The 8,615-nt window shown below is 57.7% G+C and carries 8 protein-coding genes; 7 read left to right on the forward strand and 1 reads right to left on the reverse strand.

Annotated features, from left to right (window positions below; translation table 11 throughout):
• The 7 genes from RW092_RS20355 to RW092_RS20385 form a co-directional block, all read left to right on the forward strand.
• Positions 1-660 (forward strand): NAD(P)H-hydrate dehydratase (locus RW092_RS20355; RefSeq protein WP_316011113.1); only part of this gene is annotated, 660 nt, incomplete at its 5' end.
• Positions 661-877: 217 nt separating this feature from the next.
• The gene (ssuE, locus tag RW092_RS20360) at positions 878-1,417 is read left to right on the forward strand and encodes an NADPH-dependent FMN reductase (protein WP_316011114.1); all 540 of its coding nucleotides are present in this window, start codon (positions 878-880) and stop codon (positions 1,415-1,417) included.
• Positions 1,418-1,673: 256 nt separating this feature from the next.
• Complete coding sequence (locus RW092_RS20365) at positions 1,674-2,270, forward strand: P-loop nucleotide/nucleoside kinase family protein (RefSeq protein WP_085279201.1); 597 nt, start codon at positions 1,674-1,676, stop codon at positions 2,268-2,270.
• Positions 2,271-2,461: 191 nt separating this feature from the next.
• Entirely contained in the window at positions 2,462-4,234 is a 1,773-nt protein-coding gene (locus tag RW092_RS20370; protein ID WP_316011115.1) for an ABC transporter ATP-binding protein, read from the forward strand.
• A complete protein-coding gene (locus RW092_RS20375) occupies positions 4,212-6,140 on the forward strand; it encodes an ABC transporter ATP-binding protein (protein ID WP_016313671.1) in 1,929 nt (642 codons plus the stop codon). Before RW092_RS20370 ends, RW092_RS20375 begins: the two co-directional genes overlap by 23 nt.
• Complete coding sequence (locus RW092_RS20380; protein WP_316011118.1) at positions 6,140-6,892, forward strand: AAA family ATPase; 753 nt, start codon at positions 6,140-6,142, stop codon at positions 6,890-6,892. Before RW092_RS20375 ends, RW092_RS20380 begins: the two co-directional genes overlap by 1 nt.
• A gap of 167 nt (positions 6,893-7,059) precedes the next feature.
• Positions 7,060-7,926 carry an SDR family oxidoreductase gene (locus tag RW092_RS20385; protein WP_316011116.1) on the forward strand — a complete coding sequence of 289 codons (867 nt, stop codon included), beginning with the start codon at positions 7,060-7,062 and terminating at the stop codon, positions 7,924-7,926.
• 322 nt (positions 7,927-8,248) lie between these two features.
• On the opposite strand, the gene RW092_RS20390 is transcribed toward RW092_RS20385, so the two are convergent.
• Entirely contained in the window at positions 8,249-8,554 is a 306-nt protein-coding gene (locus RW092_RS20390; RefSeq protein WP_316011117.1) for a putative quinol monooxygenase, read from the reverse strand.
• Positions 8,555-8,615: the final 61 nt, after the last annotated feature.

Here is an 8,615-nt window from a genome sequence, read left to right on the forward strand (position 1 = left end):
CCGCAGGTGCTCGGGGCCGTGCCCGAGCTGATGCTGGCGCCGGCCGGCGGCGAAGCCGGCGCCTGGAACGCCGCAGCGGCGTCCGAGCTGCTGCGGCTGCTGGAGGCGCGCGACGTGCTCGCCATCGGCCCGGGGCTCGGCCGCTTCCCGGGCGAGGACGGCTTCCTGCGCGCCGTGTGGGAGGGCGCCCCGCGTCCCCTTGTCGTGGACGCGGATGCCCTGAACATCCTCGCCGCCGCGAACGGTCCGGCGGCGTGGGCGCGCCGGGAGGCGGCGACGATCCTGACGCCGCATCCCGGCGAAATGGCCCGGCTGGCCGGCCTCTCCACGGCCGAGGTGCAGCGGGACCGCATCGGGCTGGCGCGCAGCTATGCGGTTCAGCACGGCGTCACGCTCGTGCTGAAAGGCGCGCGCACCGTCGTAGCGGCCCCGGACGGCCGCGTGTTCGTCAACGTCACCGGGCACCCCGGCATGGCTACCGGGGGCGCAGGGGACGTGTTGACCGGCCTGATCGCCGGGCTGCTCGCCCAAGGCCTGGACGCCGTGCAAGCGGCGGCGTTTGGCGTGTACCTCCACGGCCAGGCCGGCGAGCGCGCGGCCGCGGCCCGGCAAGGGAACCCGGCGTCCCTCATCGCCGGGGACATCATCGAGGCACTGTAGCGAAGCAGGCTGACAAGCCGCCGCCAGATGGATCGAACTGCGTTGAAGGTTGGCTTGGCTGGTATACGCCGTTTGCCGCTTGCAGCCGGATCGTCTTTGAGCAGCGCGGGTTGCATTGACTTTTCAAGCAAATATTGATAGCATCGTTTTAAAATTTAGACAAAGGCCGGGGTTCGCAAGAATACGAACTCCGTCACAGATAAGGGGAGAATCCGATATGAAAGTGACGATTATTAACGGAAGTCCAACACCAGGCTCCCGGTTGAGCGGCGTAATTGCACTGACGGAGGAACTGCTGCGCAGTGAAGGCTTCGAAGTCAGTCATGTGAATGTGGTGGAGCTGCCGCCAGAGGATTTGATCCATACCAAATTTGAAAGTGAAGCGATCGTCAAAGCGAACGGGCTCGTTGCAGCGGCTGACGCAGTGGTTGTCGCCAGCCCGGTATATCAGGCGTCGTATACCGGCGTGCTGAAGACGTTCCTCGATCTTGTCCCGCAAAAAGGCCTGGCCGGTAAAGTCGTCCTGCCGCTCTTTATTGGGGGCAGCCTGGCGCATTTGCTGACGATTGATTATGCGTTGAAGCCGGTTCTGTCTGCGCTCGGCGCACGCTATATTTTGGGCGGTGTGTACACGGTGGACGCTCAGGTTGCTCGCACGGAAACCGGCGGCTTCGATATCGCTGGAGAGCTGCGTACCCGATTGGAGGAGAACGTGAAGGAGCTGGCCCGGGAAACGCGTCTGCGCCATCAGTCTTAAGCCAAACTTGAGCGAATCATATCAACTTCGGATTGGATTGTGAAGAGTCCAACCTCACCGGCTCCGGGATGCCTCCCGGGGTCGGTTTTTTTTAGGATATGTGATGGAATGCCACCTCGCGATTTGCGGATCGAAGTGGTCTTGAAGATATCGGCTTTCTTCTGGCCGCAGCCAACGACGCATACGGACAAAACATGGTACAATAGGACAAAAGGGATATCTGCTCGCAATTGTCGAAAGGGGATTTTTGGACATCATGTTGAAATTGGTCTTTTTCGTAGGAGTCGCTGGTACGGGGAAAACGACGGTGGCTCGCAAGCTGGCAAGACGGATGCCGGCGGCTTTTTTGGATCGGGATACGGTGGGCGGCCGCTGTGTCGAGAAGATTCTGGCGATGAACGGTCTGGATGTGAACGATCGGGATTCTGATTTTTACAAGGAGCACTTGCGTGATCTGGAATACGAGACGACCCGGGACATCTGCATCGAAAATTTGGCGGCGGGCCAAAACGTATTTATGATTTCCCCGTTCACGGCGGAACTGAAGAACAAAGACTGGATCGAAAAGCTGATTCAAGAGGCAGGTCTCACCAAGCAAGAAGTGGACGTGAAGGTGGTTGTCGTGACGCTCAAGGACATGGATACCCAGAAGGAACGGATTATCGAGCGTTGTACGGACCGCGATACGTGGAAGCTGGAGCATTGGGACGACTTCAAGCACCGCGTGCAATTTGTACCCGAGATTAATTGGGACATCCCGTCTTCCTCGATTCTGGTGTTCGACAACAGCGGTGAGCTGACGGAGGAGAAAGTGGACAGCATTTACCAATTTATCGTTGGGGACCAGAATTAAACTGAAGGCTTGCGTTATGCCCTTCCTGTCAACCGGTGGATTCCGGGCAGGAGGGGCTTTTTGTTATCGCGTTTTTGTATGAAGTTTGCCGCTGGAAAAATACACAAGCCTTCCCAACTGATTTATAATAAAACAACATAGTTCACCAAATTGACGATTCTTTCAGAATCACCCGCACTGGAGGTATCAGGATGTCCGTCATGATCGTTATTCTCAAAAAATACCGCATCGCCGCCGTCTCTGCGATCGTCATGCTGCTGATTGAGCTGGCGGTGGAGCTGGTTCAACCGCTGATTATCTCGCGGATCATCGACCACGGGATTCGGCAGCACGCGGTATCCGTCGCCTGGATTTGGGGCGGGGTGCTGATGGTGAGCGCGCTGGCGGCATTTCTCGCCGGGATCGCCAGTTCCTTTTTCGCTTCACATGTAAGCCAAGGCTTTGGGTACGATCTGCGCGATAAGCTGTACGAGAAGGTGCAGTCTTTTTCGTATGAAGTGTTTAACCGGTTTGCGGCTTCGTCGTTGATCACTCGGCTGACCGGGGATATTACGGTGCTGCAGGATGTGATCTTCATGTGTCTGCGCTTTGCGTCCCGGGTGCCGCTCGTTGTTGTCGGGAGCGTGGTGATGGCGCTGGTTGTGCATGTGAAGCTGGGGCTGCTGCTGACGGTGACCGTTCCCGTCTTGCTGGCGTTTGTCCTGTGGATGATCCGAAAAGCATCTGCTTTATTTCGTACGGTGCAGCGGCGAACCGATCATGTGAACGGCCTGATCCAGGAGAACCTGACCGGCATGCGGCTGATCCGCGTGTTCGTCCGGATGTCGCACGAGATTGGGCGTTTCGAGCAGCGTAACCGCGCGTTGCGGGAGGGCACCGTCGCCGCGCTAAAGCTGACGGAGACGACGATGCCGTTCCTGCTGTTTATCATGAACGCGGGGATCATCGCGGTGCTGTGGTTTGGTCGAATCGAGATTGCGGACGGGGGGGCCAGCGTGGGGGAAGTCGTTGCTGTGATTAACTATTCACTGCGTACGATTGGCGCGTTGTCGGCGTTGTCCTGGATCATGAGCTCCTTGTCGCGGGGAGCGGCATCTTCCGGACGGGTGCGTGAGGTGCTGGAGGAAAACGATCCGGTAGGCGAGCGGGAAAACCGAGCAGGAGGGGCAAGCGGCGCGGATGTGGAAGAAGAGGCTGCTTCGATTCAAGGCCGCATTGAATTCCGCGAGGTATCGTTCCGCTATCCGGGACGTGACGTGATGGCGCTGGAGCGGATTTCGTTTACGGCGGAGCCGGGACAACGGATCGCGATCCTGGGGGCCACCGGCTCAGGGAAATCCTCGCTGGTCCAGCTGATACCAGGCATGTATGAACCAACGGAAGGGACGATCCTCATCGACGGAACGGACCTTCGCGAGCTGGACCGGAAACGGCTGCGCCGTGCGATCGGTTATGTGCCGCAGGAAGTGATGTTATTCTCCGGCACGATCCGGGAAAATATCGCCTGGGGGCGCGAGGACGCGACGTTGGATCAAATCGAGACCGCCGCCCGGCAGGCGCAGATCCACGATACGATCGAGCGCCAGCCGCAGGGCTATGAGACGCGGCTGGGGCAACGCGGCGTGAATCTGTCCGGCGGACAGAAGCAGCGCCTGTCGATCGCGCGGGCGTTGATCCGTCGCCCGGCGATCCTGATTCTGGACGACAGCACGAGCGCGCTGGACGTCCGTACAGAGGCGGCTCTATTGAAGGAGATCTCACGCCTGTCCTGCACGACGCTGCTCGTGACGCAGAAGATCAGCTCCACGATGACGGCGGACCTGATCCTCCTCTTGGATGACGGTCGGTTGATCGCCAGCGGCAAGCACGAGGAATTGCTGCAGCATTCGGAATTGTACCGACGAATTTGCGAATCCCAGCTGGGAAAGGAGGCGGAAGCTCATGTCGTTCAAGACCTTCACTGAGCCATTTCGGCATCCGTACCCGAAGCTGGATGCACTATCGCCATCGCAGGGTGGAGACTCGCGTCAGGAGGCGGCTCCCGCGTCTCGCCGGCCCGGTCATGGCGGTGGACCTGGGGTACGGCCTAAAGTGCGGGCAAAAAATTGGTCCGCCACCTTAAGCCGAATTTGGAGTTATCTATCTGCCCACAAAGCGCGGCTGGCTGCGGTCCTGCTGATGGTTGTATTCAGCTCGGGATTAGCGCTGCTGGGGCCTTATCTGGTTGGGGTGGCCATTGATGACTACTTAGAAGCTGGCGGCGGGCGGCCGTGGGTGCTGTTCCTCGTTGGACTAACGTTAGTTTTTGCCGGATCATCACTCACCTCCTGGCTGCAAAATATCTGGATGATCACCATCGCCCAAGAAACGGTGTATCGCATGCGTTCCGAGCTGTTCGCCCAGCTGCACCGGCTGCCGATTCCTTATTACGGCAAGCGTCAACAGGGCGAGATCATGAGCCGGCTGACCAATGATATAGACAATGTCAGCTCCACGCTGAACAGCTCGGCGATCCAAATTTTCTCCAGCGTGCTGACGCTAATCGGAACGCTGAGCGTGATGCTGTACCTCAGCCCGCTGCTGACGTTGCTGACGTTCCTCGTTGTACCGCTGATGATGGCCGGGATGCGTTGGATCACGAAACGGACGGGGCCGCTGTACAAGCGACGTCAACAGGATCTCGGCAACCTGAACGGTTACATTGAGGAGACGTTGTCGGGTCAGCGGATTATCAAGGCGTTCTCACAAGAGCACCGGGTGCTGCAGGGCTTCCGTGAACGCAACGGGGCGATCCGCAGCTCCAGCTTCTGGGCGCAGACCATTTCCGGCTTCATCCCGAAGCTAATGAACGGATTGAACAACCTTAGCTTTGCGATTGTTGCGGGGATCGGCGGGGTGCTGGCGGTGAACGGTCGTGCCGGCGTGACCGTTGGGGTGATCGTAGTGTTCGTGGAGTATGCACGGCAATTCACCCGGCCGCTGAACGACCTCGCGAACCAATGGAACACGCTGCTGTCGGCGATCGCCGGGGCGGAGCGCGTGTTTGAGGTGCTGGACGAGGAGGTCGAAGCCAGCGATGAACAAGGGGCGGCAGAGCTGACGTCCGTTCGGGGCGAGGTGGTCTTCTCTGATGTGTATTTCTCTTATGAGGAAAATAAAAACGAGGGCGGCGACACGTTGGAGGACATCAGCTTTACCGCGAAGCCGGGCGATACGATTGCTTTGGTCGGGCCGACGGGTGCCGGCAAAACGACGCTGATTCAGCTGCTCTCGCGCTTCTACGAACCTTCCCGGGGGACGATCACCGTTGATGGACGCGATATCCGCACGATCCGGCGCGACAGCCTGCGTTCACAGATGGCGTTTGTGCTGCAGGATTCGTTCCTGTTCCAGGGCACAATCCGCGACAATATCCGCTTTGGTCGTCTTGATGCGACCGATGCGGAGGTGGAGGAGGCTGCCAAGCTGGCGAACGCCCATTCCTTTATCGTGCGGATGCCGGGCGGCTACGACAAGGTGCTTGGCGCGGACGGCGGCGGCATCAGCCAAGGGCAACGGCAGCTGCTGGCGATCGCACGGGCGATTTTGGCGGATCCCTCTATCCTTGTGCTGGACGAGGCGACGAGCAGCATCGACACCGTGACGGAGATCAAGATTCAAGAGGGCCTGCAGCGGTTGATGCAAGGAAGAACCAGCTTCGTGATCGCCCACCGGTTGAACACGATCCGTCAGGCTGACAAGATCCTGGTCTTGAAGGAAGGCCGCTTGATCGAGCAGGGCTCGCATGAAGAGTTGCTGCGGCGTCGCGGATTCTATTACAGCTTGTACCATGGCGGCTTGGATGCAGCTAATGAGGAGGCGGACGCTTGATGGAGTGGAACGCCTATCTGCGGAAAATCATGTTACAGCGGGACGAGGTTCCGACGTTTGACGTCTATCCTTTTCATTTACCGGCGGTCTTATCGCTAGGGCAATTGGAGTTCCATCCGAAAGTCACATACATTATCGGCGAGAACGGGATGGGCAAGTCCACGCTGCTGGAGGGCATCGCCGTCGCCCTTGGATTTAACCCGGAAGGCGGCACGATGAACTTCAGCTTCGCGACAGCCGAGACTCACTCCGAGCTGCATCGTTATTTGCGTACGATCAGGGGGGCGATACGGCCGCGGGATGGGTTCTTTTTTCGGGCAGAGAGTTATTATAACTTGGCTTCGGAGATCGATCGGTTGGATCGTGAACCTGCCTTTGGACCGCCAATACGCAACTCCTATGGGGGGAAGTCACTGCATGAGATGTCGCATGGAGAATCTTTTTTCGCTGCGTTTATGAACCGCTTCAGCGGATATGGCCTGTACATCTTGGACGAACCGGAGGCGGCGTTGTCTCCGTTCCGGCAGATGGCGATGTTGTCCAGGATTCATGAGCTGGTTGGACGTCGCTCCCAGTTTATCATTTCCACGCATTCGCCGATCCTGATGGCCTATCCGGATAGTCTGATGTATCAGCTCACGCCGGACGGGATCAAGGAAACTACGCTTGAAGAGACCGACCATTATATCATCATGAAGGAGTTCGTTAATCGTCGGGAGGGTATGCTAAAAGAGCTGCTGCGAGAGGAATAACGAAGAGGACGATCAGGCAGCTTGACGGATATGTCTACCCACCCGGCGTTGTTGTCGGCATCATACCTCATGAAAGAAGATTTTGACTTATCGATGGTGTGTAACTATAATAGTTACAGGTGAGCGTGTAGACTTCATGGTAATCCATTTGATAGGAGGAGTCTGGGATGAAGATTTTAGTGACAGGAGCGACGGGGCAACTCGGCGCCAAGGTCGTGGAAGCGCTGCTGGCTTCGGTGCCGGCAGAGCAGCTGGCGGTGAGCGTTCGTGATCCGCAAAAAGCAAGTGCGCTCAGCGAGCGCGGTGTGGACGTGCGCAAGGGAGATTTTGACGATCCGGCTTCGCTGGACACGGCTTTTGCCGGTGTGGATCGGCTGCTGATCGTATCCACCCAGGGCGACAACGATACGCGGATTCGTCAGCACATGGCAGCTGTTGAGGCCGCTCAGCGTGCCGGCGTGAAGTTCATCGCGTATACGAGTGTGGTGAATGCAGCGTCGAACCCGTTGGCGTTAGCCCCCGTTCATAAAGCGACCGAGGAAGCGATTGCGAAGACGGGCATTCCTTACGCTTTCCTGCGGAACAACTGGTACATCGAAAATGAAACCGGCTCGATCCAAGGCATTTTGGCTGGAGCTCCGCTGGTCACTTCCGCTGGAGACGGTAAAGTAGGCTGGGCGACACGGGGGGACTACGCGCAAGCGGCCGCAGCGGTGTTGGCCGGCAATGGCCATGAGAACAAAATTTATGAGTTGTCGGGACCGATGCTGACGCATGATGAACTGGCACAACGAATCGGCGAAGTTCTGGGCCGTGAAGTTCCTGTGCAGCATGTTGACGATGCAGCTTATGCCGAAGCAATGCGCGGTGCGGGTGTACCGGAACCGGTAGTTCCGTTCCTCGTCTCCATCCAAAGCGCGATTCGCGAAGGGGCGCTGGACGTTCCAAGCAGCGACCTGGAAGCCTTGCTGGGCCGGCCGGTCACTCCGATTGTGGACGCCATTTCCGACATCGTTAAAGAGCTGCAAGCTTAATATCGAAAAGCCCTGTTCCGGGAGCGGAACAGGGCTTTTTATTGCGTGCTTGCGGCTTCCTCTTAGGGCTGGCGCCGTGTGGCCAGCCTCTTAACTGCAAAAGTGCAGTTGATTTTCGGCGAAACCGGCTATTTTAGCGTCTAAGATGTAAAAGTGCATTTCATGCAGGGCCAAATCCGGGGAAAGAGGAGCTTTTATCGGATGTAAACTGCACTTTTACATTTAAAACCCTAAATCGAGCCGAATAAGCGAATATGAACTGTACTTTTACATTTCACCTAAGAGAGTAGTTAGGTGTGCGACTTAACCCCTCTACCTCCGACTACTTGATGCCTTTCCCGCCAACGGGGCGGAGCAGGATCGATTCCACGCCGGCGATCAAGGGCATGGCACGTTGAATCATCGCTCGCGTGGCTTCATCTTGCAGCGAGGCGTCATGGGCTGCCTTGCTGCTCCAGACTTCGGTAACCCACACGGCCTCGGGCTCCGTCTCCGAAACATTGACTACATACAGTTCACAGTCTGGTTCTGCCCCTGCACCCGCTGCGGCCTCCAGCAAGATCTCGACCAACGAATCGCGTGCTCCGGGTTGCGCTTTGAATTTGGCGTACATGCCGAACTTGTCCATGCACCATCCTCCTCGTATAGTATCTTTAAAAAGCTCTTTTAGGTTCATTTCCATCCCCCCG

Origin of the sequence: Paenibacillus sp. 3LSP (genome assembly GCF_032465655.1) — a bacterium.
Taxonomy (GTDB): domain Bacteria; phylum Bacillota; class Bacilli; order Paenibacillales; family Paenibacillaceae; genus Fontibacillus; species Fontibacillus barengoltzii.

What these genes read in the sequence shown, in the direction of transcription:
- ssuE (WP_316011114.1), top strand. Translation starts at nt 878, where the DNA reads ATGAAAGTGACGATTATTAACGGAAGTCCAACACCAGGCTCCCGGTTG.
- RW092_RS20365 (WP_085279201.1), top strand. Translation starts at nt 1,674, where the DNA reads ATGTTGAAATTGGTCTTTTTCGTAGGAGTCGCTGGTACGGGGAAAACG.
- RW092_RS20370 (WP_316011115.1), top strand. Translation starts at nt 2,462, where the DNA reads ATGTCCGTCATGATCGTTATTCTCAAAAAATACCGCATCGCCGCCGTC.
- RW092_RS20375 (WP_016313671.1), top strand. Translation starts at nt 4,212, where the DNA reads ATGTCGTTCAAGACCTTCACTGAGCCATTTCGGCATCCGTACCCGAAG.
- RW092_RS20380 (WP_316011118.1), top strand. Translation starts at nt 6,140, where the DNA reads ATGGAGTGGAACGCCTATCTGCGGAAAATCATGTTACAGCGGGACGAG.
- RW092_RS20385 (WP_316011116.1), top strand. Translation starts at nt 7,060, where the DNA reads ATGAAGATTTTAGTGACAGGAGCGACGGGGCAACTCGGCGCCAAGGTC.
- RW092_RS20390 (WP_316011117.1), bottom strand. Translation starts at nt 8,554, where the DNA reads ATGGACAAGTTCGGCATGTACGCCAAATTCAAAGCGCAACCCGGAGCA.